This is a genomic window from Streptomyces sp. ME02-8801-2C (genome assembly GCF_033793965.1).
GTDB lineage: Bacteria > Actinomycetota > Actinomycetes > Streptomycetales > Streptomycetaceae > Streptomyces.
Window position 1 is genome coordinate 770928 of sequence record NZ_JARAXP010000003.1, and the last position, 26900, is coordinate 797827.

24 protein-coding genes and 2 pseudogenes are annotated in these 26900 nt (G+C 71.9%); 11 read left to right on the forward strand and 15 right to left on the reverse strand.

What is annotated here, in order from left to right; all coding sequences use genetic code 11:
• The first annotated feature begins 28 nt into the window (after positions 1-28).
• Together PV396_RS12405 and PV396_RS12410 are read left to right on the forward strand one after the other, a co-directional pair.
• A complete protein-coding gene (locus PV396_RS12405) occupies positions 29-1765 on the forward strand; it encodes a PEP-utilizing enzyme (protein WP_319203640.1) in 1737 nt (578 codons plus the stop codon).
• 77 nt (positions 1766-1842) lie between these two features.
• On the forward strand, positions 1843-2157 hold the full coding sequence (locus PV396_RS12410; RefSeq protein ID WP_319203642.1) for a putative quinol monooxygenase: 315 nt from the start codon (positions 1843-1845) through the stop codon (positions 2155-2157).
• A gap of 39 nt (positions 2158-2196) precedes the next feature.
• Here PV396_RS12410 and PV396_RS12415 read toward each other — a convergent pair whose 3' ends face one another.
• The 4 genes from PV396_RS12415 to PV396_RS12430 are packed head-to-tail and all read right to left on the reverse strand — an operon-like array spanning position 2197 to position 5197.
• Complete coding sequence (locus PV396_RS12415) at positions 2197-3252, reverse strand: NADP-dependent oxidoreductase (RefSeq protein WP_319203644.1); 1056 nt, start codon at positions 3250-3252, stop codon at positions 2197-2199.
• Between the two features lie 4 nt (positions 3253-3256).
• Positions 3257-3472 carry a transposase gene (locus PV396_RS12420; protein ID WP_319203646.1) on the reverse strand — a complete coding sequence of 72 codons (216 nt, stop codon included), beginning with the start codon at positions 3470-3472 and terminating at the stop codon, positions 3257-3259.
• A 7-nt stretch (positions 3473-3479) separates the two neighbouring features.
• Positions 3480-3806 carry a 2Fe-2S iron-sulfur cluster binding domain-containing protein gene (locus tag PV396_RS12425; protein ID WP_319203649.1) on the reverse strand — a complete coding sequence of 109 codons (327 nt, stop codon included), beginning with the start codon at positions 3804-3806 and terminating at the stop codon, positions 3480-3482.
• On the reverse strand, positions 3791-5197 hold the full coding sequence (locus tag PV396_RS12430; protein WP_319203651.1) for an aromatic ring-hydroxylating dioxygenase subunit alpha: 1407 nt from the start codon (positions 5195-5197) through the stop codon (positions 3791-3793). Before PV396_RS12430 ends, PV396_RS12425 begins: the two co-directional genes overlap by 16 nt.
• A 341-nt stretch (positions 5198-5538) precedes the next feature.
• Between PV396_RS12430 and PV396_RS12435 the strand changes: the two genes are divergently transcribed.
• Genes PV396_RS12435 through PV396_RS12450 form a run of 4 tightly spaced genes read left to right on the forward strand, consistent with a single transcriptional unit; the run spans position 5539 to position 10376 of the window.
• On the forward strand, positions 5539-6681 hold the full coding sequence (locus PV396_RS12435; RefSeq protein WP_319203654.1) for a substrate-binding domain-containing protein: 1143 nt from the start codon (positions 5539-5541) through the stop codon (positions 6679-6681).
• Positions 6678-8225, forward strand: a complete 1548-nt coding sequence (locus PV396_RS12440; RefSeq protein ID WP_319203656.1) for a sugar ABC transporter ATP-binding protein — start codon at positions 6678-6680, stop codon at positions 8223-8225. The genes PV396_RS12435 and PV396_RS12440 overlap by 4 nt, the downstream gene beginning before the upstream one ends.
• 1 nt (position 8226) lies before the next feature.
• The gene (locus tag PV396_RS12445) at positions 8227-9336 is read left to right on the forward strand and encodes an ABC transporter permease (protein WP_319203658.1); all 1110 of its coding nucleotides are present in this window, start codon (positions 8227-8229) and stop codon (positions 9334-9336) included.
• Positions 9333-10376: an NAD(P)-dependent alcohol dehydrogenase gene (locus PV396_RS12450; protein ID WP_319203660.1), complete on the forward strand. Its 1044-nt coding sequence runs from the start codon at positions 9333-9335 to the stop codon at positions 10374-10376. The genes PV396_RS12445 and PV396_RS12450 overlap by 4 nt, the downstream gene beginning before the upstream one ends.
• A gap of 61 nt (positions 10377-10437) precedes the next feature.
• Here the strand turns inward: PV396_RS12450 and PV396_RS45095 are convergent.
• The 4 genes and pseudogenes from PV396_RS45095 to PV396_RS12465 form a co-directional block, all read right to left on the reverse strand.
• Positions 10438-10610, reverse strand: a pseudogene (locus PV396_RS45095) (cobyrinic acid a,c-diamide synthase); the annotation flags it as partial.
• Positions 10611-10697: 87 nt separating this feature from the next.
• Positions 10698-11360, reverse strand: a pseudogene (locus PV396_RS12455) (ThuA domain-containing protein); the annotation flags it as partial.
• A 3-nt stretch (positions 11361-11363) separates the two neighbouring features.
• Positions 11364-12128 (reverse strand): SDR family NAD(P)-dependent oxidoreductase, encoded by a 765-nt coding sequence (locus PV396_RS12460; RefSeq protein WP_319203664.1) that lies wholly within the window; start codon positions 12126-12128, stop codon positions 11364-11366.
• A 200-nt stretch (positions 12129-12328) separates the two neighbouring features.
• The gene (locus PV396_RS12465) at positions 12329-13564 is read right to left on the reverse strand and encodes an acyl-CoA dehydrogenase family protein (RefSeq protein ID WP_319203667.1); all 1236 of its coding nucleotides are present in this window, start codon (positions 13562-13564) and stop codon (positions 12329-12331) included.
• A gap of 193 nt (positions 13565-13757) precedes the next feature.
• Between PV396_RS12465 and PV396_RS12470 the strand changes: the two genes are divergently transcribed.
• The 4 genes from PV396_RS12470 to PV396_RS12485 are packed head-to-tail and all read left to right on the forward strand — an operon-like array spanning position 13758 to position 18179.
• On the forward strand, positions 13758-15296 hold the full coding sequence (locus PV396_RS12470; protein WP_319203669.1) for an AMP-binding protein: 1539 nt from the start codon (positions 13758-13760) through the stop codon (positions 15294-15296).
• A gap of 29 nt (positions 15297-15325) precedes the next feature.
• Positions 15326-15931, forward strand: coding sequence for a histidine phosphatase family protein (locus PV396_RS12475; RefSeq protein ID WP_319203671.1), 606 nt, complete (start codon positions 15326-15328; stop codon positions 15929-15931).
• Positions 15932-15961: 30 nt separating this feature from the next.
• Positions 15962-17152, forward strand: coding sequence for an acetyl-CoA C-acyltransferase (locus tag PV396_RS12480; protein ID WP_319203673.1), 1191 nt, complete (start codon positions 15962-15964; stop codon positions 17150-17152).
• A gap of 19 nt (positions 17153-17171) precedes the next feature.
• Positions 17172-18179 (forward strand): PDR/VanB family oxidoreductase, encoded by a 1008-nt coding sequence (locus PV396_RS12485; RefSeq protein WP_319203675.1) that lies wholly within the window; start codon positions 17172-17174, stop codon positions 18177-18179.
• A gap of 21 nt (positions 18180-18200) precedes the next feature.
• On the opposite strand, the gene PV396_RS12490 is transcribed toward PV396_RS12485, so the two are convergent.
• Together PV396_RS12490 and PV396_RS12495 are read right to left on the reverse strand one after the other, a co-directional pair.
• Positions 18201-18800 carry a dihydrofolate reductase family protein gene (locus tag PV396_RS12490; protein ID WP_319203678.1) on the reverse strand — a complete coding sequence of 200 codons (600 nt, stop codon included), beginning with the start codon at positions 18798-18800 and terminating at the stop codon, positions 18201-18203.
• A gap of 39 nt (positions 18801-18839) precedes the next feature.
• Positions 18840-19682 carry a metalloregulator ArsR/SmtB family transcription factor gene (locus PV396_RS12495; RefSeq protein WP_319203680.1) on the reverse strand — a complete coding sequence of 281 codons (843 nt, stop codon included), beginning with the start codon at positions 19680-19682 and terminating at the stop codon, positions 18840-18842.
• Positions 19683-19768: 86 nt separating this feature from the next.
• Here PV396_RS12495 and PV396_RS12500 point away from each other — a divergent pair, with 86 nt between their 5' ends.
• Complete coding sequence (locus PV396_RS12500; protein WP_319203682.1) at positions 19769-21469, forward strand: acyltransferase; 1701 nt, start codon at positions 19769-19771, stop codon at positions 21467-21469.
• Between the two features lie 122 nt (positions 21470-21591).
• On the opposite strand, the gene PV396_RS12505 is transcribed toward PV396_RS12500, so the two are convergent.
• From PV396_RS12505 to PV396_RS12525, 5 genes are read right to left on the reverse strand one after another with little or no spacing between them, the layout of a single operon-like run.
• Entirely contained in the window at positions 21592-22536 is a 945-nt protein-coding gene (locus tag PV396_RS12505) for a glycosyl hydrolase (RefSeq protein ID WP_319203684.1), read from the reverse strand.
• Between the two features lie 7 nt (positions 22537-22543).
• Complete coding sequence (locus PV396_RS12510; RefSeq protein WP_319203686.1) at positions 22544-24073, reverse strand: alpha-N-arabinofuranosidase; 1530 nt, start codon at positions 24071-24073, stop codon at positions 22544-22546.
• Between the two features lie 43 nt (positions 24074-24116).
• A complete protein-coding gene (locus PV396_RS12515; protein ID WP_319203689.1) occupies positions 24117-25187 on the reverse strand; it encodes a lactonase family protein in 1071 nt (356 codons plus the stop codon).
• Positions 25188-25240: 53 nt separating this feature from the next.
• On the reverse strand, positions 25241-26209 hold the full coding sequence (locus PV396_RS12520; RefSeq protein ID WP_319203691.1) for a sugar kinase: 969 nt from the start codon (positions 26207-26209) through the stop codon (positions 25241-25243).
• Complete coding sequence (locus PV396_RS12525) at positions 26206-26877, reverse strand: bifunctional 4-hydroxy-2-oxoglutarate aldolase/2-dehydro-3-deoxy-phosphogluconate aldolase (RefSeq protein WP_319203693.1); 672 nt, start codon at positions 26875-26877, stop codon at positions 26206-26208. Before PV396_RS12525 ends, PV396_RS12520 begins: the two co-directional genes overlap by 4 nt.
• Between the last annotated feature and the right edge of the window lie 23 nt (positions 26878-26900).

Below are 26900 nucleotides of genomic sequence, written 5' to 3' on the forward strand. Positions count from 1 at the left end.
CGGGTACGGACAGCGGGAGATCTCGGTCATGAAGAGCTGGATCACGGACTGGCAGCGCAGTGAGCGGCTGCCGCACTACACCCGGGCCAACGCGGGCGAGACCCTGCCGGACCCCGCGAGCCCGCTGGGCTGGACCCTGGTCTGGGGACGCGGCCTGCAGGGCTGGCGCAACGGCTTCGTCGGCTTCGGCATCTACCGCGAGGAGGAGGTCGCCGGGGACCGGCCCCCGTTCGTCGGCATGTTCGGCGGCCACTTCTACCTGAACCTGTCCCACATGCGGCTGTTCGGCATCCGGATGGGCCAGACCGCGGACCAGATCGACGCGGCCTTCGTCGGACAGCGCTCGGACACCCCGGCGTACGTGGCGCACCCGGACGACCAGGACGAGGAGCTCACCGGCAAGGCGGGCGCGACGCTCGGTCGGATGCTCGGCCAGGCCGGCTTCCCCGAGGCCGACGCCGACCGGCAACGGCTGCGCGCCCTGCGCCGTACGCGCCCCGACCCGGCCCAGTTGTCCGACGCCGAACTGGTCGCACACGCACGGTCGTTGCTGGACGAGGTGGAGACGACCTTCCAGCGGCACGTCGAGTCGTCGCTGCCCGCGTCCGTGGGACCGGCGATCCTCGGCCCGCTCTGCGCGAGCGTGGACCGCCCCGGCGCCATGCTCGACCTGATCGGCGGTCTCGGTGACGTCGACTCCGCCTCCCCCTCGACCGGGCTGTGGACGCTGTCCCGCCAGGTGGCCGCCTCGGCGGAGCTGACCGCGCTGTTCGACCGGGGTACGGCCGCGGTGGAGGAGGCGCTCGACACCGCGACCGGGGACGTGAAGTCGTTCCGGGACTCCTTCGAGGAGTTCCTGGCGGAGTCCGGCGACCGGGGCCCCAACGAGTGGGACATCCACGCGTTGTCCTGGGAGGCGGCCCCCGTCCAGGCATTGGCCCTGGTCGACCGGATCCGGCACAGCCCCCACGACGACTCCCCGGCCGCCCGCCGAACCCGGCTGACCGAGGGGCGTGAGCGGACGGCGCGGGAGATCCGGGCCGCACTGCCCGAGGAGACGCAGCCCGTGTTCGACGCCGGCATGCACGCCTCCCAGGTGTGGATCCCGGCCCGCGAGCGCACCAAGGCGAACTGCGTCATCGTCGTCAACGAGATCCGGATGGCCGTACGGGAGCTGGGCCGCAGGGGCGTCGAGGCGGGGCTGTTCGGCCGGCCCGAGGACGTGATGATGCTGCTGGACACCGAGCTGGACGACTATGTCGCCGCCCCGGAGTCCTTCGGCGCCGTCATCGCGCAGCGGCTGGAGGAGTACGCGGGGCTGCACGAGCTTGAGCCGCCGTTCTTCGTCGCCGACAACGCGCAGACCGAGATCGACACCTGGCCTCGGCGTGCCGAGGAGCGGACCCCGGCGGCCGTCGAGGGCGATGTGCTCGGCGGCGTGGGCGGCAGCCACGGCACGTACACGGGCACCGTACGGGTGGTCACCGACCCGGCCTCGTGCGAGGCGCTGGAGCCCGGCGAGGTGCTGGTCGCGCCGATCACGGACGCGGCCTGGACCCCGCTGTTCCTGGTCGCCGGTGCGGCCGTCGTGGACGTGGGCGCGCTCAACAGCCACGCCGTGGTGGTCTGCCGTGAGCTGGGCATCCCGGCCGTGATCTCCGTCGAGAACGGGACGCGACGGCTGCGCGACGGCATGGTGATCACGGTCGACGGCGAGCGGGGCACGGTCACCGTGGACAGTGTCCCGGCGGCGCTCGGCAGCTGAGTACGCCGTGGGCCCGTCACCGACTCCCCATCGGCGACGGGCCCACGGTCACGACCGTGGAGGGACGTGTGACTGACATGACTGAGGCAATTGTCGTCGCCGGCTGGATGGACTACGAACCCGGCGACCGTGACGTGATGCTGGGGCATCTCGTCGCACTGGGACACCGGACCCGGGAGGAGGAGCCGGGTTGCCTCGACTACGCCATGACGGCGGACCCCGGCGACGAGCGACGTATCCGCGTGTACGAACGGTGGGTCTCGCAACAGGCCCTCGACGAGCACTTCGACACTCCGCACATCAAGGAGTTCAGGGTGGCGTCGGCCGGACTGACCCGAGTCGGCGTCTCGTTGGATGTCCACACGGTCTCGGAGTCCCGGCCCATGCGCTGAAGACGAGACGGCGCCCCCGGTGGGGGCGCCGTCTCCGTTTCAGTCACCCAGCCGCACCAGCATCTTGCCGACGTTGCCACCGCCGAGCAGGGACAACAGCGCCCCCGGGGCGTTCTCCAGGCCGTCCACGACCGTCTCGCGCGCGGTGATCCGGCCCTCGGTGAGCCAGCCCGCGACCCGCCGCTCGAACTCCGCGCGCAGGTCGTCGTGGTCGCGGACGATGAAGCCGCGCAGCGTCAGCCGCTTGAGGACCGCCTGGATCAACTGGTTGATGTCGGCGGACCGTTGGTTCTCGTGGTTCTCGTGGTTCCCGCCGAACTGCGACATCATGCCGCACAGGGCGACCCGGCCGCCGGTCCGCAGCGCGTGGAGGGCGGCGGCGAGCTGCTCACCGCCGACGTTGTCGAAGTAGACGTCGATGCCGTCGGGTGCCAGCCGGGCCAGCGCGTCGCGCACCGGTTCGGCACGGTAGTCGGCGGCGGCGTCGTAGCCGAACTCCTTCACCAGCAGGGCGCACTTGTCCGGCCCTCCGGCGGTCCCGACGACGCGGTCCGCGCCCAGCAGACGCGCGAACTGGCCGGCTGCCGTACCGACGGCGCCGGCCGCCGCCGAGACGAGGACGGTGTCGCCGGGGCGCAGTCGCGCGATCCGCGTCAGTCCCACGTACGCGGTGAACCCGGTCTGGCCGAGCAGGCCCAGCCAGGTGGGCAGCGGGGCGAGTGCGGGGTCGATGCGTCCCGCGCCGTCGGTGTCGGCGGCGTCCACAACGGCCCGCTCGCGCCAGCCGAGTTGGTGACGTACGTACGTGCCCGGCGGCACCGCCTCGCTGCGGCTCTCCTCCACGACTCCGAGAGCACGGCCGTCCAGCGGCGAGCCCGGCGTGAAGTTGTGCGTGTAGTGCTTCTCCGTGCTCTCCAGGCGCCCTCGCATGGACGGGTCGACGCTCATGTAGAGGTTGCGGACGAGCAGTTGCCCCTCTTCCAGGGACGGCAGCGGGCATTCCTCGACGGCGAAGTCGGTGGGGAGCGGCTCCCCGACAGGCCGGCGGACCAGACACACCACCCGGGTCGTACGAGGTGGCGTCACGGGTGTCACGGGTTCACTGCTCCGGCTGCTGGGGCGTACGCCGCTGGGCGAGGCGGCCCACCCAGCCGGCCATCTGGAGGTCGGCGTGGCGCAGTTCGCCCGACTGCCAGCGGGCCTGGAAGTCGAAGACGCCCCGTGCCCCGGTCCTGGGGTCGGTCACCTCGACCAGTCCGTCCTCGGTGAGCCGGTACACATGCCCGGTCAGTGGGTGGGTCACTTGCTTGGACATGGCGGTCTCACTCCTGCACTCGGCGGCGCACGCCGCGCTTGGTCACGGTCACCGGGCCCTCGACCCGGAGCCGGCAGGCGAGCCGGGTCAGGCCGTCCACCGGCCTGCGCAGGGACTCGATGCCCTCGCGTTCCAGCGGGCCCACCGGGGAACAGTTCTCGGCGCCCTCCTCCACCTGGACGAAGCAGGTACGGCAGGTGCCCTGGCCGCCGCAGACGGTGGGCCAGCGGTAGCCGAGCCGCCGCGCGGCGGTGAACAGGTCCTCGCCGTCCAGGACTTCGAGCTCGACACCGGAGGGTCTGACCGCCACCCGGTGGGTCACTTCTCCATCCACCGGTCGAGCGTCCGGTTGAAGTGGCGGATGCGGCTCTCCTGGTAGTTGGCCAGGGTGATGCCCGGCTTGCGCATCGCCTTCAGACCTTGCTGGACGTACGGCAGGTTCTCGCAGTCCTGGTCGAAGACGGGTCCGAGCACGCCCAGTTCGGGGATGTCGGCGAAGAGCATGTCCTCGGGCACCCAGCGGATCTTCGCCGGGGGCGGGAGCTCACCGGGCTGCTTCGGGGACGACATGAAGATGATCTCGGCGGTGCAGGAGTCGGGGTCGAGCCCGTTCGGCCGGAACCGGTAGATGATGTTCGACTTGGCGCCGCCCCAGGGGTTGAAGTTGGGGAACAGCAGGTAGTTGATGGCGTCCAGCAGTTCGGTGTCCGGGGTCTTCGAGAAGTCCTGCGTCGAGGTGGCCGCCAGTTGGGCGCGCATCCGCTCGGCGAGGACCTGGCGGGCGGTGCCGCCCGGCGGGATGGCCGGCAGCTCGTCGCCCTCCTGCATCACCAGGTCGCGGCCCTGGGCCGCGGCGTAGAAGGAGCGCGAGTCGTAGAAGGTCTCGAGGACGTCCTCCTCCGTGACGGAGTCGGCCACGTGCGGGCTGGGCGCGCCCTGGATGTTGATCATCCGGTTCCAGTTGGGCTGGTCCGCCATGACGTCGTACTGCGAGTTGGCGTCGGCGAGCCACGGCAGCATCTGCGGGTGGGTGGCGATCACATGGAAGGACTCGATGAACGCGTCCTGGGCGATCTTCCAGTTGCAGGGCAGCACCTTGCCGATGTGCAGTGACTTGTACCGGTTCTCCAGCGGCCAGATGTAGTAGTCGTCGAAGGTGCCGCGGTAGCTGTCGAAGGACTCGGCGTACGGGTCCATGTTGATGAAGACGAAGCCGCGCCAGGTGGCCACCCGGGCCTCGGGGAGGGCGAACTTCTCCGGGGTGACGTGCGGGAAGTCCCAGGCGCAGGGCGGGGTCCGCATCGTGCCGTCGAGGTTCCAGGCGAAGCCGTGGAACGAGCAGCGGAACTCGCCGACGTTGCCGCCGCTCGTGCGCAGTTTGCGTCCCCGGTGCAGACAGACGTTGACGTAGGCGCGGATCTCGTCGGGCGCCGTGCGGACGACGATGAGGGAGTCGTCGCCGATCTCGTAGACCTCGTGGTCGCCGACCTCGGGTATCTCGCTCTCCAGGCAGGCGAACTGCCACACGCGTCGCCACACCTGCCGCATCTCGCGTTCGGCCCACTCGCGGGAGGTGAAGCGGGCGTGGTCGATGTCCTCGCTGCCGAGGTGGTCGTTGCGCTCGAACCGCAGGGCGGGGGGAACGGGCCGGCTGTCCTGGTCGAGGTAGTCCTGGACGCTGGGCCCGGGGCACCGCGCAGTGGCCGGCTCCGATGTTTCGTCCATCTTTTCTCCTCCGGCAGAAACTTTAGAGTGAGTGTAGTTACCTGTTACGGCCGGGAGCAACACTCGAGCCGGTGACGGATCCCGCTTCTCCCGAGGTCACCACGCCAATTCAGCGCAATCCCGCAAATTATTGCGGTGACCCTCTCCCCAAGCCCGCCGGGGCATGTCACACTCCGACCCACTTGAGGCTGTAGTGCCTCATAAGTTTCTGGTTCCGGGACGATCTCTGTCCGTCCCGGCCCGCACCGTGGCGTTCCCGCCCGGGCACCACAGATTCGGTCCGCCTGGCCGAGCCGTACCGTCTCGGCGGCGCAGGCGACACACCTCGGGAGTACTCAACGATGAGTTCCAGACCCCGTCGCGCGGTCCGCCGCGCCCTCACCGCGATCGTCCCCGTCACCGCACTGCTCACCCTGGCGGGATGCGGCTCCGGCACCACGCCCGCCGCCGACTCGACGCAGGCGGCGGCGCCCGGCTCCCCCGGCCTGTCGGCGGCCCGCGCGGCCCTGGCGAAGTACTCCGAGCGCCCGGCCGCGATCCCCGTGACCCAGCCCGTGGGCAAGCCCGTCCCCAAGGGCAAGAAGATCGACTTCATCCTCTGCGGTGTCCAGTCCTGCAAGGACCTGGCCGACTTCTTCACCGAGGCCGCGGGGGAACTCGGCTGGCAGGTGAAGCAGATCGCCACCCAGGGCACCCCGGAGTCCGTCCAGGCCGCCTACGAGCAGGTTCTGCGCGACAAGCCGGACGCCGTCATCGCCTCCGGTTTCCCCCGTGCCGTCTACGCCAAGCAGCTCGCGCAGTTGAAGGCGGCCGGCATCCCCGTCCTCCAGTCGAACGCAGACGACGTGGCGGGCGACGGCATCTCGCTGCTGAAGAACGGGCCCATGGACGTGGCCGTCCAGGGCGAGATGCTCGCCTCATGGGTGGTGTCGAACAGTGACGCGAAGGCGGACACCGTCTACTTCGATCTGCCGGCCTACACGATCCTGAAGCCCGTCAAGGACGCCTTCGCCGCCAAGTACAAGGAGTGGTGCGACGGTTGTGCGCTGGACAACGTCGACGTGCCGATCACCTCGGTGGGCAAGGACATGCCGGACCGCGTGGTGTCCTACCTCCGGTCGCACCCGAAGGTGACGCATGTCGTGTTCTCCCTCGGACTGCTCAACGTGGGCGTGCCGGCCGCTCTGAAGACCGCCGGCCTCACCGGCAAGCACATCGTCGTCAACGTCGGTGACGCGCAGAACTACCAGTACATCCAAAGTGGTCTCACCGACGGCGCGATGGCGCTGAACTCCCACGAGACGGCCTGGCTCCAGGCCGACGCGCTGGCACGGCAGTTCACCGGCCAGTCCATGGACGTGGACCAGCAGGCCGTACTGCCCAACATGCTCGTCACCAAGGACAACCTGCCCTCGGCCGACGGCGACTTCCCGATCGTGGAGGACTACCAGGCGCAGTTCAAGGCGCTGTGGGGGCTGAGTTGACCGGGACGTCGGTGCCGGCCGGGCCGGTACTTCGGGTGGCCGCCCTGTCGAAGAGATTCGGCGGCACCCTGGCCCTCGACGACGTCGACCTCGAGGTGGCGCCGGGCGAGATCCACGCCCTGATCGGGCCCAACGGCTCCGGCAAGTCCACCCTCATCAAGATCCTCGCCGGGTACCACCACGCGGAACCCGGCGCGGTGGCCGAGCTCGACGGCGAGCCCTTCGGCCTCGGCCAGGTCACCGCCTCCCGCCATGACCGGCTGCGCTTCGTCCACCAGGAGCTCGGGCTGGTGGGCGAGTTGAGCGCCATCGACAACCTGGCCCTCAGTCACGGCTTCGCCCGCACCGCCCTCGGCAACATCCGCTGGGCGGAGATGGAGAAGCGGACGAGCGCCCTCGTCGAACGGTTCGGCCTCGGCATCGACGTGCGCCGGCCCCTGTCGTCGGCGACCCCCGTCCAGCGCACGGTGGTGGCCATCGCCGCCGCGCTGCAGGGCTGGGAGGGCCGCCGCGGGGTCCTGGTGCTCGACGAGCCGACGGCCGTACTCCCGCCCGGCGAGGTGGCCCGCCTCTTCGACATCGTGCGGGAGGTCCGCGACGCGGGCGCCGGCGTGCTGTACGTGTCGCACCGGATGGACGAGATCTTCGCGCTCGCCGACCGGGTCACCGTGATCCGCGGCGGCCGCCGGATCGCCACCCGCCCGGTCGCCGAGCTCACTCCGCGTTCGCTGGCGGAGCTGATGGCGGGCGAGGAGATGGAGACCGACCACCGTCCGGCGCCGCCTTCGCCGCCCTCCGAACCCGCCGACCCCGTACTGGAGGTCCGCGACCTGTGGGCGGGCCCCCTACGGGGAGTCGGCTTCGACCTCGCCAGGGGCGAACGCCTGGGGATCACCGGCCTCGTCGGCTCCGGCCACGAGCTGGTGCCGTACGCGGTGTGCGGCGCCCAGGCCGGGCGGGTCAGCGGCAGACTGCGGCTGCCCGAACGCTCGGAGTCGTGGACCGATGCGCGCGACGCCCACGGCCTCGGCCTGCCCCTGGTCCCGGCGGACCGGGCGACCGAGGGCGTGATCGGTGACTTCACGGTCGGCGAGAACCTCACCCTGCCGCTTCTGGACCGGCTGCGCGCACGCTTCGGGCGGCTGCGCCGACGCGGCGAGGCCGCCCTCGCCCAGGACTGGATCCGGCGGGTCGGCGTGCGGACGACCGACCGTCATCCGGCCGGCGCCAGGATCACCACGCTGAGCGGCGGCAACCAGCAGAAGGTCGTCATGGCCCGCTGTCTCGCCCAGCGCCCACCCGTACTGACGCTGTGCGAGCCCACCGCCGGCGTGGACATCGCCACCCGCCTCCAGCTGTACGACCTGATAGAGCGCCAGGCCGACGACGGCATGGGCGTCATCGTGTCCTCCTCCGACACACAGGACCTGCTCGCGCTGTGCACCCGCGTCCTGGTGGTGCGGGACGGCCGGATCGCACGGGAGATCAGCGGCCGGGACATCACCGAGTCCGCGCTCGTGCACGCCATGGAAGGAACCGAGTGACATGACATCCACCCCGACCCGGGCCGCAGAGCTCCGGCCCACCGGACCCGCCGAGCAACCGGTCCCCTCCCCGGGGGCCCCGGGCGCGCTCGGGCGGCGGATGGTGGCGGCCCTGTCGTTCCGCAACGTCGGCGCCGTGTACGTGTGGCTGCTGATCACCGTGGTCTTCTCCGTGTGGGCGCCCGACACCTTCCCGACCGTCATCACGGTCAAGCAGGTCCTGAACGGCAACGCCGTGGCCGGACTGGTGGCGCTCAGCGTCGTACTGCCGCTGGCCGCCCGCGTGTTCGACCTGTCGGTCGCGTACACCATGTCCCTCACCAGCGTGCTGACCGCCCACTTCCTGGTCTCCACGGGCCTCGGCCCCGCCACCGCCATCGCCCTGGCGATGGGCGCGGCGCTGCTGATCGGAGTCGTCAACGGAGTCGTGGTGGTGGTGCTGCGCGTCGACTCGTTCATCGCCACCCTCGCCACCGGTGCGCTGATCCAGTCCCTGATCACCATGGTCACCAACGACAGCTCGATCACCGGTGTTCAGCTGCTCGCCAGGCCGTTCGCGGACATCGCCCAGCTGGACGCCGGCGGCATCACCCTGCCGGTGCTGTATCTGCTGCTCGCCGCCGTCGCCATCTGGTTCCTGCTGGAACACACCGCCACCGGGCGCCGGTTGTACGCGACCGGCTTCAACGCCGACGCGGCCCGGCTGCAGGGCGTACGCACGGACCGGCTGCGCTTCCTGACCCTCATGGCCTCCGCGCTGCTCTCCGGTTTCGCGGGCGTCGTCTTCGCGTCCTCGGTCGGGTCCGGATCGCCGACCGCGGGCACCCCGTATCTGCTGTCCGCCTACGCCGCCGCGTTCGTCGGGGCGACCCAGCTGCGCACCGGCCGCTTCAACGCCTGGGGCACGGTCCTCGCGGTCCTGCTGCTGGGCACAGGCATTACAGGGCTCGGGCTCGCCACCAGCGCGCAGTGGGCCACGAGCCTGTTCACCGGCTCGGTCCTCATCGTGGCGCTGGTCCTCACGGGTGGCCGGATCGCCCTCCCCGCCGTGCTGCGCCGCCGGACGGCGGCCCGGCCGGATACCACTACCGTCAAGGAGGTTCAGGAATGAAGGCTGTTCAGTACCGACGGGTGGGGCACGCCCCGGAGGTCGTGGAAGTACCGGTGCCCGAACCCGGTCCGGGCCAGGTGCTGTTGAAGGTGACGGCGGCGGGCATCTGCCACTCCGACCTGGCGGTGATGGGCTGGCCCGAGGAGCAGTTCCCCTATCCGCTGCCGATGGCCCTCGGTCACGAGGGGGTCGGGACGGTGGCGGCGCTGGGCTCCGGTGTCACCGGCGTGGCGGAGGGCGACGCGGTGGCGGTGTACGGCCCCTGGGGTTGCGGTCGCTGTCCCAAGTGCGCCGAGGGCAAGGAGAACTGCTGCCCGCACGCCGCCGGGCTCGGCATCATGCCGCCGGGGCTCGGCTCCCCCGGCGCCCTGGCGGAGTACATGCTCGTGAACTCCCCCCGCCACCTCGTTCCGCTGAACGGCCTCGACCCCGTGCAGGCCGCGCCCCTCACCGACGCCGGGCTGACCCCGTACCACGCGATCCGCAGGTCCCTTCCGAAGCTGCTGCCCGGCAGCACGGCGGTGGTGATCGGCGTCGGCGGTCTGGGGCACATCGCCGTGCAGCTGCTGCGCGCGCTGACCCCGGCGCGGGTGATCGCCCTCGACGTGAGCGAGGAGAAGCTGGAGCTGGCCGGCAAGGTCGGGGCGCACGAGACGCTGCGGTCCGACGGCGAGGCGGCGGCGCGGGTCCGGGAACTCACCGGTGGTGTCGGGGCGGAGGTGGTCCTGGACTTCGTGGGGGCCGAGCCGACGGTGGCCGTCGCTGCGGCGTCGGTGGCGATGGAGGGTGATGTCACTGTCGTGGGCCTCGGCGGGGGCACGTTGGCTGTCGGTTTCGGGGGTGGGTTGCCGTTCGAGGTGTCTGCGGCCTTCCCCTACTGGGGCAGCCGGCCCGAGCTGATGGATGTCCTGGCCCTTGCCCGGGACGGGCTGGTGTCCGCACACGTGGAGACGTTCACGCTTGACCAGGCGCCCGAGGCGTATGCGCGGCTGCACGCGGGGGACATCAACGGCCGTGCGGTGGTGCTGCCGCAGGGCTGAGTGTTCCCGCCCCCGCCGCCCCTACCCGTCCCTCCCCCAGAGGGGGGACCCCCATCGGGGGCGCTGCCCCCGAACCCCCGCTCCTCAAACGCCGGAGAGGCTGACATACCAGCCCGTCCGGCGTTTGAGGACGAGGCCCGTTCAGGGCCGAAAGCGGGGGTCTGGGGGCGCAGCCCCCAGGGATGGGACGGGTAGGGGCGGCGGGGGCGAAGAAACAACCGCCCACTCCACGCACCGCCCCAGCACCGTCACGAACTCCCGCGTCTGCCACGGGCCCCCGTCCACCCTCCCCGTGTCCTCCACGCCCAGGTCCTGCATGTCGTACCGGCCCCGGCAGTGCCCCAGGGTGAAATAGCAGACCTCCCCGAGACCGTGCCGCTTCAGATACAGCACCGGCCGGGGCGAACTGTCGAGCGCCACCGTGTCACCCTCGGCGAACCCCCTGCACGCCCCCGTGTACTCGGCATGCAGCAACACCTCCAACTCGCCGTGCAGCTCGCACACATACAGCTCGTCGGTGACCGTGAACGGCCCGATCCCGGCGACCAGCGGATGCTCCGGCCGGGTCACCCGTACCTCGTACGGGGCGATCGGCGGGTGGGCGAGGAACTGACTGCCGAGCACCTGGGCAAGCTCCCCGAGGAGCCGTGGAGTCGAGAACACCCGCGATCCCCCGCCCGTCGACGGGTCGGTCACCTCGATCACCGAGTTGGTGCCGTGCAGGGCGAGCCAACGCCCGCCCCGCGCGACGAACCGGGCCAGGGCGGCCCGCTGTTCCGGGCCCGGCCGGACGTCGCAGGTGTAGGTGACCAGCAGGTCGGCCCGGTCCAGGGCGGCGACGCAGTCGTAGTCCTGGTACACGGAGGTGCGCACCCGAGGATGCTCGCCGAGCAGCTCCAGCAGCCGTAGCCGCGCGTGGTCGAAGTCGTGCCAGCGTCCGCCGCACACGAGCACGGCGTCGAGGCGGCCTGCCGGGCCCGCCACGGCTCAGTACTGGACGCGGGTCAGCAGCCCGCCGTCCACCACGAGGTTGACCCCGACGCAGAAGGAACCGGTCCGCCCGAGCAGGAACGCCACCGCCGACGCCACGTCCTCGGCGGTGCCGTAGCGGCCGATCGGCAGCTTGGCGAGCACCTCCTCGTACACCTCGGGACGGCTGGTGCGGATGGTCTCCCAGGCGCCGCCCGGGAAGTCGATCGGGCCGGGCGAGACGGTGTTGACGCGGATGCCCTTCGGCGCGAGGGAGTGCGCGAGGGCCGAGGCGTGCTGGACGACGGCCGCCTTGAGCGCGGAGTACGAGTTCGCGCCGGCCGGGCGCGCGGTGTCGGAGGCGTTGGTGGTGCCGATGGCGACCACGGCGGCCCGGTCGGAGGCCTCCAGGTGGGGAAGGGCTGCCTCGACGAGGCCCGCGAACGGGATCAGGTCGCCGCGCAGGCTGGTCTCCCACGAGTCGGGGCCCTTCACGTTGCCCGCCGACACGTTGGACACCAGCAGGTCGAGGCCGCCAAGTTCACCGGCCGCCCGCTCCACGAAACCGGTGAGCGCCGCGGGGTCGGTGACGTCGACCGCTTCCGTGAAGACCGTCGCCCCCTCCGCCCGCAGTTCGGCGGCCGCCTTGGCCAGGCCTTCCTCTCCCCTGGCGCACAGGGCCAGCACGCAGCCCTCCGCCGCCAGCGTCGCGGCGACAGCGCGCCCGATGCCCCGGCTCGCGCCGGTCACCAGCGCCTTCGCGCCCGTCAGTCCCAGATCCATGGATGTCACTCCTTCGTGTTGCCAACTGTCACCTGGCCGGATGGCCGGATGGCCCGAACGGATACCGGTCGATCGCCGGTGGGCACCCGATCGCCCGCCCGCCCGCGTGGGCGGGGAGGGCCCCGGGAGCGCCGGGCAGGATCTCCCTCTCCGGCGAGCCCCGCGTTCCGGGGAGGGAACTCGGTCGCCGGGGAGTGAACTCAGTTGCCGGGAAGCTGTGAGAACGGCGCCCGGTCCACCCGCGGCTCCGGCGGCAGCTTCAGCACCCGCTCGCCGATGAGGTTGCGCTGGATCTGGTCGGTGCCTCCGGCCAGTCGGTAGCCGGGGGCGCCGAGCAGGTGCTGCGTCCAGGCGAAGGTGCCCGGTTCGCCGGTGTCGGCGCTGATCCGCGCCCCCATCAGCTCGGCGGCCGTTTGTCCGGTGCGGGTGAGCAGGTCGGACGCCATGAGCTTGGTCAGCGACGCCTCGGGGCCCGGTCGGCCGCCGGCGGCGCTCGTCCTGGCGACCCGGTCGACGGTGGCGGCGCGCAGGGCGGCCCGTACGTACAGGTCGGCGAGGCGCTGGCGGACCAGCGGGTCCGCTGTCCGGCCGAGGGAACGGGCGAGGGCCAGTACGTCCGTGAAGGTGCCGCCCTTGCGGCGGTTGCCACTGCCGGATGCCGTCCGTTCGAAGGCGAGGGTGGTGGTGGCGACCTCCCAGCCCTGGCCCGGGCGTCCGATCCGAAGCCGGTCCGGGATCCGTACGCCGCTGAGGAAGACCTCGTTGAAGGAGGCACCGCCACTCATCTGCCGGATGGGGCGCACCTCGACTCCGGGGGCGTCCGTCGGGACCAGGAAGGCGGTGAGGCCGGCCTGCTTGACGACATCGGGGTCGGTACGGGCGAGCAGCAGGCCGTAGTCGGCGAACTGGGCGCCCGAGGTCCACACCTTCTGACCGTCGATCACCCATTCCTCCCCCTCCTGCCTCGCGCGGGTGCGCAGGGCCGCGAGGTCGGATCCGGCACCGGGTTCGCTGAACAGCTGGCAGGCCAGCAGGTCGGTGCGCAGGAACGCGCGGGCGTGCTCGTGGAGTTGCTCGTCCGTGCCGAACAGGGAGACGGCCATCGCGACCAGGCGCACGGTGACGCTGATCAGTTCGGTGGACGGCGGCACCTCGAAAGCGGACTCCTCCTGGGCGAAGACGGCCGCATGGGCGGCGGTCAGGCCCGCGCCGCCCTTGTCCACGGGGAGGGTCAGGGCCTGGTAGCCCGCGTCGAAGCGGGCCCGGTGGTAGGCGCGGCAGCGCTCCAGCAGCAGGCGTTCCTCGTCCTCGGGGAGGTTGTGGAAGACGGCGAGGTCGGCCTCCGTGACGGCCTGCGGTCCTCGCGCCGGCTCGAGCACGGTGGCCAGCCACTGCCTGACCTGTGTGCGCCATGCGTCCGGATCGGGCTGGGACATGGCTCCTCCTCGGTCACTTACCAGACGACAGATTCAGTAACGGGGAGCGACTGTATGCGCTCATCCCGCCAGAACATGCGGGAATGCCTCCGTCTTGAACCAGAGTGTTCCGTACTTTCTTGATAAACGCTACAGTCTCCGCATCTCCTCTCCCGTCGAATCGGGAGAGGCCCGAGGAGCCGCCGGAGGAGCCATGTCGCTGCTGCCACTCGACCGTCGCGCCCAGGAGACACCCGACGAGCCCGCCCTGGCGGACGACCTGGGTGTGCTGTCCTGGTCCGCCCTCGCCGATCAGGTGGCGCGGGCGGCGGTCCGGCTGCTGGAGTTCGCGCCCGGTCCGGACGACCGGGTCGCCGTCCTCGGTGACAACGCGATTCCGACGCTGGTGGCCCATCTGGCGGGCCTGCGTGCAGGAGTGGGTACCGTGGCCGCGTCCCGGAACCTCACGTCGGGCGAGCTCGTCGACCAGATCATCGACGCGGGAGTGACCGGGATCATCGCCGGTCCTGTCGGCGCCGGCGCCGCTCTCGACGCGGCCCGGGAACTGGGGCTGCCGGTCGTGACGCACGGGACGCCGGAGGCCGGGCACGCCTTCGACTGGGACCTGTGGCTGGCCGCCGCGCCCGTCGGTCACACCCTTCCGACGGGTCGGCCCGCCCGGCCTCCGCTCGTCTACACCTCGGGAACCACCGGCCGGGCGCGCGGCACCGAGGTGCGCTGGGTCAGCGGCCCGGTCGCCGACAGCTCCGCCTATCTCGCCGCGATGTCCGCCCGGCCCGGATTCCCGCCGGGACCGCACCTGGTGTGCGGCCCCCTGCAGCACAACGCGCCCCTGACCTCACTGCGCCATCTGGCGGCCGGTCAGCCGGTGGTCGTGCTCGGCCGGTACGACGCGGAGACGTTCCTCAGCCGAGTACAGAGGTGGCGGGTCTCCTCGACGGTGATGGTGCCCACCCACTTCCAACGGCTGCTCGCCCTCCCGGACGAGGTCCGCTCCCGCTACGACGTCTCCAGCCTGCGGCAGGTGTCCCACACCGGCTCCGCGTGTCCGCCCGACGTGAAGCGAGCCATGATCGACTGGTTCGGTCCGGTGCTGACGGAGTCGTACGGCGCCAGCGAAGCGGGCACCGTCGCCCGCATCAGCAGCGACGAGTGGCTCGCGCACCCGGGCTCGGTCGGGCGGGTCCACCCCCCGTTCGAGGTCCTGGTCACCGACGAGAACGGCGGCCGACTGCCCTACGGGGAACGAGGATTGCTGGCGTTCCGGGCACCCGCCGACCAAGGCGTGCGCTACCACGCCGACCCGGACAAGACCAAGGCCGCCTATCTCTCCCCCGGCGTCTTCACGCTCGGCGACATCGGATACGTCGACGCGGACGGCTACATCTTCATCACCGACCGGGCCGCCGACGTCGTGGTCTCCGGCGGTGTGAACCTGTACCCGGCGGAGAGCGAGGCGGTCCTGCGGCAGCATCCGGCGGTCGTCGAGCTCGCGGTGATCGGCGTGCCCGACCCGGACTTCGGCGAGGCGCTGCGGGCGCTGGTCGTGGTCGCGGGCGACGAGCCGCCGGCCGACGACCTGGACCGGTTCTGCCGCGAACGCCTCGCCGCCTACAAGTGCCCCAAGTCGTACGAGTTCGTACCCGAACTCCTGCGCAACGCCATGGGCAAGCTCGACAAGCGCGCGATGCGCCGCCCCTACTGGAGCTCGGACCGGACCATCGCCGGCTGAGCCGCTCCCCCGATACGCAAGGACCACCCATGACCGAACTCCTCCTCATCCGGCACGGCCTCCCCCTGGCCGGTGTGTTCGACCCGGGGCTGTCTCCCGAGGGCACCGCCCAGGCCGAACGCCTCGCCGCCTGGCTCGTCCACGAGGGCCTCGACGCCCTGTACGTCAGCCCGTTCCGGCGGGCCCGCGAGACCGCGGCACCCCTGGAACGCCTCACCGGCATGACCGCGACCGTCCTCGACGACCTGCGCGAATGGGACACGGACGTCTCCCAGCCCTACACCCCGCCCGAGCAGATAGGCACGGGCGACCCCCGGGCGGCGGCGCTCGCCGAGGGACGCTTCGAGGACTTCGTGCCCGACCTCGACTGGGACGCCTTCCGCGGGCGGGCGGTACGCGCCATGGACACCATCCTCGACGCCCACCCCGGCGGGCGGGTCGCGGCCGTGTGCCACGGCGGCATCACCAACACCTACCTGGCGACGGTGCTCGGCCTGCCGACGATGTTCTGGTTCCACCCCGGCTACACCTCGGTCAGCAGGGTGCGGCGCATGCCGGGCGGCCGGGTCGTCCCGCACTCGGTGAACGAGACCGCCCACATGATCGCCGAGCGCGCCGCCGACCCGGTCGCCTGAACCCGCCACCACCCCCAGGAGGTCCCGGCCATGCCCGGATCCGTCATCGTCGCCGGTACCAGGACGCCCATCGGCAAGCTGACGGGCGCCTTGAGCACCCTGTCCGCCGTCGATCTCGGTGCCCATGCCATCGGCGCGGCCCTGGCCTCCGTCGGCCTGGACCCGGCTGCCGTGCAGGCCGTCGTCATGGGGCATGTCGTGCAGGCGGGGGCCGGCCCCAACTCGGCCCGGCAGGCCGCGATCCGGGCCGGCATTCCGTTCTCCGTCCCCGCGAGTACCGTCAACAAGCTGTGCCTGTCCGGTCTGCACGCCATCGCCCTGGCCGACCTGATGATCGCCTCCGGGCGGCACGAGGTGGTCGTCGCCGGTGGCATGGAGTCCATGTCGGGTGCCCCGCACCTGCTGCGCGGAGCGCGCTCGGGCTGGAAGTACGGTTCGGCCGCCGTGGAGGACGCCCTCGACCGGGACGCCCTCGTCTGTGCCTTCGACGGCGTGTCCATGGGCGCTGCCACCGAGCGCTACCAGCAGCCGTTCGCCCTGACCCGGGAGGAACAGGACGAGTACAGCGCGCTCTCCCACCAACGCGCCGCCCACGCCCAGGTGTCGGGCGCGTTGGCCGAGGAGATCACCCCAGTCACCGTCGTCGGACGGCGGGATGAGACGGTGGTCGCCGCCGACGAGGGCGTACGGCCGGGGAGCACCGCCGAGAGCCTGGGGCGGCTGAAGCCGGCCTTCTCGGGGGCGGGCACGATCACCGCCGGCAACTCCTCGCAGCTCTCCGACGGCGCCGCGGCCGTCGTCGTGATGAGTGCGGAGCGCGCCCGGCGGGAGGGCCTGACGCCGCTCGCCGAGATCGGCGCCTACGGCACCGTCGCGGGCCCCGACCCCTCGCTGCTCGTCCAGCCGGCCGGCGCGGTGCGCGACGCCCTGGCCAGGGACGGCCGGCTGAAGGCCGCCGACGTGGACCTCTTCGAGATCAACGAGGCGTTCGCCGGAGTGGCCCTGGCCTCCGTGCGGGAACTGGACATCCCCCTGGACAAGGTGAACGTCAACGGCGGAGCCATCGCGCTCGGGCATCCGGTGGGCATGACCGGAGCCAGACTGGTGCTGACTCTCGCGGCCGAGCTGGGGCGGCGCGGGGGCGGCACCGGGGCGGCGGCCCTGTGCGGGGGCGGCGGCCAGGGCGACGCGCTGTTGCTGCACGTACCGACGCAGGCCTGAACCCCGGAGCAGAACGATCATGAACGACCAGTTGACCCCGGCCCCGACGAGCCCGACGACCCTCACGGTGGCCTCCCGTACCCTCGCCGCGGACGGGGTCGTCTCCCTCGTCCTGCGCCGTCCCGACGGCGGTGCGCTGCCCGCCTGGACGCCGGGCGCCCATATCGACGTACTGCTGAACGGCGAGAACAGGGACGACGACAGCGACAGCGACAGCGGCGGGCTGATCCGTCAGTACTCCCTGTGCGGAGACCCGGCCGACCGCGAGGTCTGGCAGATCGCCGTGCTGCGCGAGCCGCAGGGCCGCGGCGGCTCGGCGTATGTCCACGACCGGCTGCGCGAAGGCGCCGCCGTGCGGGTGCGCGGGCCCCGGAACAACTTCCCGCTGCGGCCCGCCGCCCGCCATCTGTTCATCGCGGGCGGCGTCGGAATCACGCCCATCCTTCCCATGGTCGAGGCCGCCGAGGCCGCGGGCGCCGACTGGCGGCTGCTGTACGGCGGTCGTACCCGGACATCCATGGCGTTCCTGGACCGCCTCGCCCCGTACGGGGACCGGGTGCTCGTCCGGCCGCAGGACGAGTACGGTCTGCTGGACCTCGCCGCCCACCTCGGTGTGCCGCAGGAGGGCACCCTGGTGCACGCCTGCGGTCCCGAGCCCTTGCTGCAGGCGGTGCAGGAGCGGTGCGTGGGCTGGCCCCCGGGCACGCTGGGCGTGGAACGGTTCGCCCCGGTCCCGACGGCCTCGGCCGGCGCCCCCGGCGAGGCGTTCGAGGTGGAGCTCTCCCGTTCCGGGCTCACCCTCACCGTGCCGGCGGGCCGCTCGGTGCTCGAAACGGTGGAGGCGGCCGGGATCCCGGTCGACTTCTCCTGCCGGGAAGGCACCTGCGGCACCTGCGAGACGGACGTACTCGACGGCAAGCCCGACCACCGCGACTCGCTGCTGACCGAGGACGAGCGGGCCGCCGGCGACACCATGCTCATCTGCGTCTCCCGCTCGTGCGGGCCGCGTCTGGTTCTCGATCTGTGACGGCGATCCAGGGAGGAGGGCTCAGCGAACCCGGTCGTAGACGAGGGACAACGTGCCGTGCTCGCCCGCCGTCTGGCTGACGAGTGTCCACCCGCCCTCGGGGAGGCCGTCGTCGAAGAGGCGCGGCCCGGCGCCGAGGAAGACCGGAAAGACCGTCAGCGCCAGCCGGTCGACCTTGTCCTCCGCCAGCAGTGCCTTGATGACGCTCGCGCTGGCGAGCACGAGGATGTCGCCGCCCTCGGCGGCCTTGAGGTCCTCGACCACTTCGGCGGTCGGCTTGTCGACGATCGTCGTCCGCTCCCACGGGGCCTTGTCGAGGGTGGAGGAGAGGACCACCTTCTCGTTGTCGACGAGCCACTTGGCGAAGCCCTCGTCGCGCGGGTCGGCCCCCTCCATACCGATGACGGTGGGCCAGAAGCCGAGAAACCCCTCGGCGTTGACCCGGCCGAGCAGGGCCGTCGTCGCCGGTTCCCAGAGGCTGGTCAGATGGTCGCGGGCGACGTCGGTCACGGCGTACGGCATCACCCAGCCCATGTCCATCGGGTCCGGCTTGGCGTAGTGGCCGTCGAGAGAGAGGGCGATGTTGGTGACGACTCGGCGTGCGGCGGTCTGCTCGGTCATGTCGTGCTCCTTCAGTCAGTGGTGCGAGTCGGGTCGGTGTTACTGGGGGGTGCTGTCGGTGGTGTCCGTGGCGGCGGCGAAGGTCGCCGCCAGCTTGTCGAGGCTCTGGCCGAAGCCGATCTCGATGCCCGCGACGAAGTCCGGGGCGTCCACGGTGCTGTCGGTGACGCGCCAGTGGACGTCGAGGTCCGTGCCCGCTCCCCCGGGCCGAAGGCCCATGGCGACATGGGCGGTGAAGGCGAGGCTGCCGTCGGGCAGCAGCGGGGAGAGCCGGTAGGCGAGATGCTCACCGGGTCGTACGTCGACGACGACTCCCTCGGCACGTCCGACGACCGGGCCGGAGTCGTCGGCGTCCTCGCCGTCTCGGTACTCCTGGACGATCCGCCCTCCGGGCCGCGCCTCGAAGACGAGTTCGGAGACGCGAAGGTCGTCGGGTGTCCACCAGTGCGCGAGCAGAGCAGCCTCGGTCAGGTGGCGCCAGACCAGGCCTGGGCTTGCCCTGAGTGCCCGGTGGAAGTCGAACGTGCGGCCGTCCGCCCACCCCGGCTCCTGAGCGGCGAGCCGCTCCGCGTCGACGTTGCGCCCGTAGCGGTCGTACGTGGCGTACGGGCCGTCGGCCTGGTCGGCGGTGTCGGCGAGCCGTCCGAGCATGGCCGCCAGGTCCCGCAGGGGGGTGGACCGGAGTGCGTAGACACGGTGCTGGCCGGTGCGCCTGGAGGTCACGGCGCCGGCCCGCTCGAGGGTCTGCAGATGCTTGGTCGTCTGCGGCTGGCGTGCGTCGGAGAGCTGAGCGAGCACACCGACCGAGCGGGGCCGCTCGGCCAGCAGATTCACGAGCCGCCAGCGGGCCGGATCGGCCAGGGCGGCGAGGAGTGCGTCCATGACAAGCAAGTATTCCCCACAACGAATATTCGCGTCAAGGAATATCTTCTTGTTTTCGAAGATCTCTCCGATTAGCGTTTCCCTTCGTGGAGCAACACCAGCAATCTGACGACATAAGGCACTTCGACCACTGCCCCTGGCTGTTCGCCGAGGGCGCGACGGAGGAACAGCGCGCCGCCCAGCGGGAGCGGCAGCGGAGGGTCGGCGGGGACAGTGAGATCGGCGAGAACTGTTACGTCGCCGAGTCCGCCGCGGTGTTCCCGGACCGCCTGCGGCTCGGCGGCAACTCGTACATCGCCGCTCATGCCTATGTCACCGGGGAGTTGACCACCGGGACGGACTGCACGCTGAACCCGTTCGCCACCGTGCGCGGCACCGTCACCCTGGGGAACGGCGTCCGGGTCGGCGCCCACACGTCGCTGCTCGGCTTCAACCACTCCATGGAGCCCGACCGTCCGGTGTTCCAGCAGCCGCTGACCAGCAAGGGGATCACGCTCGGCGACGACGTGTGGATCGGCTCGAACGTGGTCGTGGTGGACGGCGTGACCATCGGCGACCATTGCGTGATCGGCGCCGGCGCGGTGGTCACCAAGGACCTCCCGGCCTGGACGGTGGCCGCCGGGAACCCGGCCCGTCCCCTGCGCGACCGCCGAGGCGGCGCGCCCGCCGTCGCGGCCCGCGGCGCGGACCCCCTGACGAGGTTCGCCGACACCGCCCGCGCCCAGGCCACCGACGTCATCGCCCGGTGCTGGGACGGCGATCGGTACGTCGACCGCCCCGGTGCGCCGGCGACGCTACGGGCCCACTGCGACGCCCTGGAGATCGCCGATCTGCTGCTGGGATCGGTACCCGAGCAGTTGACGGCCGAGGAGCACGGCAAGCGGCTGTGTGCCGTCCAGGACCCGGAGACAGGCCTGGCGCCGGAGCTCGACGGGCCCGTGCCGACGCCCGACGCCGACGGCTTCATCGGCGACGGACCCGCGCTGTATCACGTCCTGTCCCTCGGCTACGCCCTCGATCTGCTGGGCATCCACTTCCCCCAACCGGTGCGCGGAGTACGGGAGATGACGGCCTCCCAGCTGGTGGAGCGGCTGGAGGGGCTGCCCTGGCGGGAGGAGGCCTGGGGTGCCGGGGCGTGGATCGACGCCTGGGCGACGGCGGCGCACTGGAACCTGCGCCATCCGGCGGGCGACGGTGGGGAGGCCGGCACGCTGGAGGCGCTGTTCGGCTGGTTGCTGACCCGGGCCGACCCGTGGACGGGAATGTGGGGCAGTCCCTCGCCGGAGGCCGGACGCCTCCAGGTGGTCAACGGCTACTACCGGCTGACCCGTGGGAGCTTCGCCCAGTTCGGGGTGCCGGTCCCGCACCCCGAGCGGGTCGTGGACGCCGTCCTGGACCACGCCCGGGACCCCCGGTACTTCGGGCCGGGACGGGAGAACGCCTGCAACGTGCTGGACGTCGTCCATCCGCTGTGGCTCTGCGGCCGACAGCTCGGCGCGCTCGGCAAGGACGGCGGTTACCGTTCCGCCGAGATCCGCGCGTGGGCCGAGCGGCAGCTCGCCGCCGCCCTCCCCCGCTGGCACGACGGCAAGGGCTTCGGGTTCGGTCCCGGCACCAGCGGTCCCGGACCCGAACCCGGCCTCCAGGGCACCGAGATGTGGCTCGCCATCATCTGGTACCTCGCCGACCTCCTGGGCCGCGCCGACGCGCTCGGCTACCGGCCGCGCGGTGTCCACCGCCCCGAGCCCGCCCTGAGCCTGGGGGCAGGCGTGCGGGCCGGATCGTAGCCGGGCGGCGTCCACGCGGACGGCCTGAAAGCGAAGAGCGGGCCGTGTTCCGGTATCCACCGGAACACGGCCCGCTCTGGCAGTCGGGGCCGGCTAGCAGCCCTCGCGGCCGGCCCACCGTGTCACTGGTCAGGTCCTCCGAGCGGGAGGACGGGGGCCTCGAGGACCTCGTCGCGGTCGCACACGAGGGTGTCTCCACTCACCCGCAGGCGGGCCACCTGGATCGAGCTGCGGCGGTCGTTGTCACCGCCGGGGCCGTCACCGGATCGCCCGGGGTGGGTGAAGTAGAAGACGAAAGCGCCGAGTTCGCTCGTGACGACGTCGGCGTGGTAGCCGTAACCGCCGTCGTCCGGGCCCTGTCCGGGACGGTCGAGGACGAGTCCTCGCGGTTCCCAGGTCTCCAGGTCCCGTGAGTGAAGGACCCGCAGGCCGTGCCACTCGTCGACCAGCATCCAGTAACTGCCGTCGAGCTCGAAGACGTTCGGGCCTTCGTGCGGCGAGCACTCGACCTCGGGCCCCCGCACGGTCCACCGCGCCAGGTCGTCGCTGTCCGCCGCGTAGGTGTGCGAGTGATCGGCCTCGTCCTTGTACCACATGCGGTAACCGCCCGTGGGGAGCCGCAGGACACAGGCGTCGATCACCTTGTCGGACGACAGCGACAGGGTGGAGCGGTAGGTCCACGTGAAGAGGTCGTCGCTCGTGTAGTGCCGGATCACCCGTGCGTGGCCCGCCCACTGGGTCGGAACCCCCCGGATCACACTGACGTACATGTGGTACTCGGTTCCGTCGTCGATGATCTCGGGGGCCCAGTAGGTGTGCCGCCCGGGCTCGATGTCCAGCCCCTCGGCGGTTCCCCGGTACAGCCAGGTCGCCCCGCCGTCCGAGGAGGACGCTATGCCGAGGTCGGTCCCGTGCACCCAGCTCACGTCGTTCATCGGCGGAGCGTCGGCACGACGGCTCGTGTAGAACATCCACCATTCACCGGCGTGCCGGTTCCAGATCACGGTGGGGTCGGTCGCCCCGTCGTGCACGGGGTCGCGGAACAGGGGGCGGGCAACGGCTGTCATCGATTCCTCAGTCCTGTCGGGGCGTCAGACGGATCATGTTCCAGGACATCGGCTCGAGCCGTGCGTGCAGGACGCCGTCGGCGACGGTCGTGCCGGTGGCCGCGTGCGGGGTGACCCGGTCGGGCCGCTCGGCGGTGTTGGTGGCCTCCGGGTCGCCGTCGGCCAGGACCAGGTGCTCGGCCAGGGAGTGCGCGCCGGCGCCACTCAGGTCGATCTCCAGCGGCAGGGCGTCCGTCTGGCTGCGGTTGACGGCGAAGACGGTGATCGCGCCCGTCTCGTCGTCGGTCACCGCGGTGGCGTGCAGCAGCGGTACCTCGCCGAACCGGGCGGTGGTGTACGTCGGGCTGTCCACCTCGACGCGCAGTACCCGGCCGCGTCCGTACGTCGACGCCTGGGCGAAGGGGTAGAACGTGGTCTGCCGCCACGCCGCGCCGCCCGGCTCGGTCATGATCGGGGCGATGACGTTGACGAGCTGCGCGAGGGAGGCCGAGGTGACCCGGTCGGCGTGCCGCAGCAGGGCGATGAGCAGCGAGCCGAAGACCACGGCGTCGGTGACGGTGTAGACGTCCTCCAGCAGACGCGGCGCCTGCTGCCACTCCTCGACCGCGTGCGGGTTGGGCCGCTTCTGGTACCAGACGTTCCACTCGTCGAAGGAGAGGTTGATGCGCTTGTCCGCCTTGAGGCGGGCGCGGACGTGGTCGCAGGTGGCGACGACCGACTCGATGAAGTGCTCCATGTCCACGGCGGAGGCCAGGAAGGAGTCGCGGTCGCCGTCGATCTCCTCGTAGTAGGCGTGCAGGGAGACGTAGTCGACGAGGTCGTAGGCGGCCTCCAGGACGGTCGCCTCCCAGGACGCGAACGTCGGCATGGCGGAGCTGGAGCTGCCGCAGGCGACCAGCTCGAGGTCCGGGTCGACCTGGCGCATGGCGCGGGCGGTCTCGGCGGCGAGCCGGCCGTACTCCTCGGGGGTCTTGTGACCGGTCTGCCAGGGGCCGTCCATCTCGTTGCCCAGGCACCACATGCGGATGCCGTACGGCTCCTTGTCGCCGTTCGCCGCGCGGCGGTCGGACAGCTCGGTGCCGCCGGGGTGGTTGGCGTACTCCAGCAGCCGTACGGCGTCCTCGACGCCCCGGGTGCCGAGGTTGACGGCCATCATGGGCTCCATGCCGGTCTTCCCGCAGAAGTCCATGAACTCGCCGAGGCCGAACTCGTTGGTCTCGGTGGACTTCCAGGCCAGGTCCAGCCGGGCCGGCCGCTCCTCGCGCGGGCCCACGCTGTCCTCCCAGCGGTAGCCGGAGACGAAGTTGCCGCCGGGGTAGCGCACGGTCGAGACACCGAGCTCCCGGACCAGCGCCAGTACGTCCTGGCGCAGACCGTCCGCGTCGGCGGTGGGGTGGCCGGGCTCGTAGATGCCGGTGTAGACGCAGCGGCCCATGTGCTCGACGAACGATCCGTACACACGGGGGTTGACGCTGCCGACGGCGAAGGCCGGGTCGAGGGTGAAGCGGGCGGCTGGGGTGGCGGCGGGCTCGGACATGACTGCCTTTCAGGTGTAACAGACGTAATGAGATGTATGGAGGTCAGAGCGCCAGTGCGCAGACCACCGAAGGTGCGGAGACCGGCGGGTGGGGCTGGTCGAGGGTTCCGTCGGGCAGGATCCGCAGGGTGGCGAGCGTGCCGCTGTGCTGGTTGGCGACGAGCAGGTGACCGTCCACCAGGGTGAGACCGCGGGGCCAGGTGCCGCCGGCGGGGACCTCGCCGAGCGGTTCCAGGGTGGTGCCGGCCAGACGGAACGCGGCCACGGTGTCCGCGCCCCGGTTGGTCACCCACACGAAGCGTCCGCAGGGCGACGCGACGATTCCGCCGGGCTGGTTGTGGACGTCCTTCGCCGTGGTGGCGGGGACGGAGGAGAGGGTCTTCAGGGTGCCGTCGGTCGCGTCGTACCGATGGCAGGTGACGGTCGAGGACAGTTCGTCGGCGCTGAACACCAGGTCGCCGCCGGGGGCGAAGGCGAGGTGCCGGGGACCCGAACCCGCCCACAGCCGGTTGACCGCCAGCTGCTCCAGGCGCCCGGTGCCGGTGTCGAGCCGGTAGGTGAACACGGAGTCCGCCCCCAGGTCGGTGGCCAGCACGAAACGGGCCGCCGGGTCGACGAGCACCTGATGGGCGTGGCTGCCCTCCTGCCGTCCGACGACCGGTCCTGAGCCCTGGTGGACGACGAGATCGGTCGGCTCCAGCAGCCGTCCGTCCGCGCCGAGCCGGTGCACCGCGACCGTGCCCGGCGCGGAGTCGCTGCCGTAGTTGGCGGTCAGCAGCCACTCGCCGTCCGGGTGGACGGCGAGGTGGCACGGGTTCGCCCCGCCGCTGCTCATCGGCTCGCCCAGCGGGGACAGCGTGCCGTCGTCGGCGTGGGCGACTGCGCTGACGGTTCCCGTCTCGGTCTCGTTGGTGCTGTAGACGACGCCGAGCGACGGGTGCGCCGCCAGGAACGAGGCCCCGCTCACCGGCAACGGCTCCACCCCGTCGTACGAGAGGTGTCCGGTGGTGGGATCGAGCCGCAGGGCGGCGAGGCCGGGGCCGTCGCCGCCGGTGTCGGGGGTGTGGGAGCCGGTGAGGACGGAGATCGCGCCGGTGAGGGAGCTTGTGCGCATGGGGGGGTCCTGGGTCCTGGGAGAGTCGTCGGGCGGGGCGGGGTGAAGGGGCTTCAGCGGACGATGTCGTCGTGGTGGTCCAGCAGTCCCAGTTCGGAGCGCCGGGGCAGGCCCTCCCAGTCACCGGCGGTGCTCACCGCGAAGGCGCCGAGCAGCGCGGCCGTCCTCAGCCGCCGCTCCGGGCGCTCCCCCGCGAGCAGTTCGGCGAGGTAGCCGGCGGCGAACGCGTCTCCCGCGCCCACCGAGTCGTGCACGCGGACCGGTACGACGGGCTGCCGGTAGGGCTGTCCGTCGAGCAGGGCGTACGCCCCGTCGGCACCGAGCTTGATCACGGCCCCGCCCGGTCCCAGGGCGCAGATGCCCTTGGCGAGTTCCTCCGGTCCGTCGATGCCGGGCACCATGAGCGCGGCCTCGTGCGGTCCGGCGAAGACCAGGTCGCTCCTGCGCAGCAGGGGCAGCAGGATCGCCCGGGCCTCGGCCTCGCTCCACAGCAGCGAGCGGAAGTTGATGTCCAGCGAGATGGTGACCCCGGCGTCGGCGGCGATGTCCACGGCCCGGGTCACGGCCGCGGCGGGCCCTTCCCCGAGCGCCGGGGTGATGCCGGTGATGTGCAGGACCGCGGCTCCCGCGACGACGTCCTCGGGGATGTCGTCGGCGGTCAGCCGGGCGCCGGCGGTGTTGGTGCGGTAGTAGCGCGTACGGCTGTGGGTGGAGGTGCGGCGCTCCTTCAGCAGCACGGAGGTGGGGGCGGGCTCGCGGGTGGCGACCGTGGTGACCCCTTCCGCCCGGAGTTCGCGCAGGACGAGTTCGCCGAGTTCGTCGTCGCCCACCCGGCCGATCCAGGTGGCGGCGCCGCCGAGCCGGCTGACGCCGATCGCGACGTTCGCCTCCGCGCCGGCGATCCCCAGGCGCAGTGCCGTGCCGAGCGAGAAGGGGCCGGGTTCCCGGGCCGCCATGACGGCGAGCACGTCACCGAAGGTGACGAGGTAGGGCTCGTCGGGCGGGGGTGCGGAGGTGCTCACGCGTTCGCCTCCCCGGCCCGTGCGGTGGCCCCCACCGCGTCCAGCAGGGTGCGCGCCCGCGTGACAAGGGCGTCCAGTGCCTGGGGGGTCGGGTTCTGGTCGGCCCCGCGCAGCAGCGGGGAGCCGATTCCGACCGCGTGGGCGCCGGCGTCCAGGTAGTCCCGCGCCTCGTCGATGCCGACGCCGCCGACGGCGACGACGGGGATGTCCGGCAGTGGGGCGCGCAGTTGGCGCAGGTGGGCGGGGCCGCCCGTGCTCGCGGGGAACAGCTTGACGGCGGCGGCGCCGGCCCGCCATGCCTGGGACACCTCGGTCGGTGTCCAGGCGCCCGGGTAGCAGGCCACGCCCCGGTCCGCCGCGTACCGGACGACGGCGGTGTCCACGACGGGGGCCACCAGGAACTCCGCTCCCGCCGCCAAGGCGTCCCTGGCCTGGTCGTCGGTGACCACGGTGCCGGCGCCGACCGCGACGTCCGGGCCGAGTTCCGCCCTGATGGCGGCCAGCGCGTCGAGCGCTCCGGCCGTGGTGAGGGTGACCTCGAGGCAGGTGACACCGGCGGAGGCGAGGGCCCGGGCCACGGCGGGCAGGCCGGAGGCGTCGGCCGACCTGAGGATGGCCATGACCCGTGTCCGGTCGAGTTGCGGGGTGAGGGCGGGACGCTCCGTCATGACCCCACCGCCGCAGGGGACAT

What these genes read in the sequence shown, in the direction of transcription:
- PV396_RS12405 (WP_319203640.1), top strand. Translation starts at nt 29, where the DNA reads ATGAAGAGCTGGATCACGGACTGGCAGCGCAGTGAGCGGCTGCCGCAC.
- PV396_RS12410 (WP_319203642.1), top strand. Translation starts at nt 1,843, where the DNA reads ATGACTGAGGCAATTGTCGTCGCCGGCTGGATGGACTACGAACCCGGC.
- PV396_RS12420 (WP_319203646.1), bottom strand. Translation starts at nt 3,472, where the DNA reads ATGTCCAAGCAAGTGACCCACCCACTGACCGGGCATGTGTACCGGCTC.
- PV396_RS12430 (WP_319203651.1), bottom strand. Translation starts at nt 5,197, where the DNA reads ATGGACGAAACATCGGAGCCGGCCACTGCGCGGTGCCCCGGGCCCAGC.
- PV396_RS12435 (WP_319203654.1), top strand. Translation starts at nt 5,539, where the DNA reads ATGAGTTCCAGACCCCGTCGCGCGGTCCGCCGCGCCCTCACCGCGATC.
- PV396_RS12445 (WP_319203658.1), top strand. Translation starts at nt 8,227, where the DNA reads ATGACATCCACCCCGACCCGGGCCGCAGAGCTCCGGCCCACCGGACCC.
- PV396_RS12450 (WP_319203660.1), top strand. Translation starts at nt 9,333, where the DNA reads ATGAAGGCTGTTCAGTACCGACGGGTGGGGCACGCCCCGGAGGTCGTG.
- PV396_RS12460 (WP_319203664.1), bottom strand. Translation starts at nt 12,128, where the DNA reads ATGGATCTGGGACTGACGGGCGCGAAGGCGCTGGTGACCGGCGCGAGC.
- PV396_RS12465 (WP_319203667.1), bottom strand. Translation starts at nt 13,564, where the DNA reads ATGTCCCAGCCCGATCCGGACGCATGGCGCACACAGGTCAGGCAGTGG.
- PV396_RS12470 (WP_319203669.1), top strand. Translation starts at nt 13,758, where the DNA reads ATGTCGCTGCTGCCACTCGACCGTCGCGCCCAGGAGACACCCGACGAG.
- PV396_RS12475 (WP_319203671.1), top strand. Translation starts at nt 15,326, where the DNA reads ATGACCGAACTCCTCCTCATCCGGCACGGCCTCCCCCTGGCCGGTGTG.
- PV396_RS12480 (WP_319203673.1), top strand. Translation starts at nt 15,962, where the DNA reads ATGCCCGGATCCGTCATCGTCGCCGGTACCAGGACGCCCATCGGCAAG.
- PV396_RS12485 (WP_319203675.1), top strand. Translation starts at nt 17,172, where the DNA reads ATGAACGACCAGTTGACCCCGGCCCCGACGAGCCCGACGACCCTCACG.
- PV396_RS12490 (WP_319203678.1), bottom strand. Translation starts at nt 18,800, where the DNA reads ATGACCGAGCAGACCGCCGCACGCCGAGTCGTCACCAACATCGCCCTC.
- PV396_RS12495 (WP_319203680.1), bottom strand. Translation starts at nt 19,682, where the DNA reads ATGGACGCACTCCTCGCCGCCCTGGCCGATCCGGCCCGCTGGCGGCTC.
- PV396_RS12505 (WP_319203684.1), bottom strand. Translation starts at nt 22,536, where the DNA reads ATGACAGCCGTTGCCCGCCCCCTGTTCCGCGACCCCGTGCACGACGGG.
- PV396_RS12510 (WP_319203686.1), bottom strand. Translation starts at nt 24,073, where the DNA reads ATGTCCGAGCCCGCCGCCACCCCAGCCGCCCGCTTCACCCTCGACCCG.
- PV396_RS12515 (WP_319203689.1), bottom strand. Translation starts at nt 25,187, where the DNA reads ATGCGCACAAGCTCCCTCACCGGCGCGATCTCCGTCCTCACCGGCTCC.
- PV396_RS12525 (WP_319203693.1), bottom strand. Translation starts at nt 26,877, where the DNA reads ATGACGGAGCGTCCCGCCCTCACCCCGCAACTCGACCGGACACGGGTC.